Genomic DNA, 885 nt, shown 5'->3' on the forward strand with positions numbered 1-885 from the left:
GGTGGGGTGGCGGGGCGCTTAGCCAGCCGTGCTCGGAGCGGCGTTATGGGGCGAAGCTAGGCAGCATATGGCATCTGATTGTCAGGTTTCTCAAGTTCACGCTGGGCAATCGTCAAGTGGATTCCTAACGATGCAGCTTTCTGATGGGCCTCGGTGAGGGCTTTATCTTGTGTTGTTAGTATATCCCTGGCGGCTTTCCTCAGGTCAGAATCGGAGATGGATCCTATTTCCTTTCTCCATTGGCTATCGACTGCTATCATCGCGGCCTGACAAGACGCGGACATTGTATTGATATCCGCCGACCGCTTCTCGAACTTGAAGGCCGCTTCTACGCCGAGCAATGCTGTATTTATGATCCCGATAGCAGTGAAAGAAATGAGTGGAATCGCGGCGTCAGCCCCCAAAATCTTGTCCGAGACGCCTTTTGCAGTCAAGATAGCAGACAAAACGATTGTTAGTACCCTCATCCAATTGGAAAATCTCTGCATATTATAAGATTTCCGGCCGAGAATATTGACCAACTCCCGCAAATCATTTTGCCGTTCATTGATCCCCTCTTGCAAAGACTGCATCTGTGGGTCCATTGTCCGCGCCCCCAAGTTTTGTCGTATCGTACCACCGCCGACTCTGATTTGTCATCAATCGCATCGGCTCGACGGACACAGGGTCAAGAATTCGACGGCCTTCTCAAGACTCGGGGCATTTTTGAGGGTTACCTCAGATCGATTTGGATCGAGAACGGCATACATTGGGCTATCTCGGGCTGTGAGCGTGCGGGTTGTCCTCACGGACACTGGTCCGCTGCATCGATCCGGTGACGCTCAGATCAAAAGGGTAAGGATTGGCGATCATCAGTGGTGCAGGTTCACTCCACCCTACGCAACC

Annotated in this window: 1 protein-coding gene; it reads right to left on the minus strand. The window is 52.2% G+C overall.

Features of this window, described 5'->3' with window-relative positions; translation table 11 throughout:
* Positions 1–56: 56 nt before the first annotated feature.
* Positions 57–572 (minus strand): hypothetical protein, encoded by a 516-nt coding sequence (locus GSQ89_RS26090; protein WP_158930778.1) that lies wholly within the window; start codon positions 570–572, stop codon positions 57–59.
* Between the last annotated feature and the right edge of the window lie 313 nt (positions 573–885).

The sequence above is a fragment of the Acidisphaera sp. S103 genome, assembly GCF_009765975.1.
Taxonomy (GTDB): domain Bacteria; phylum Pseudomonadota; class Alphaproteobacteria; order Acetobacterales; family Acetobacteraceae; genus Rhodopila.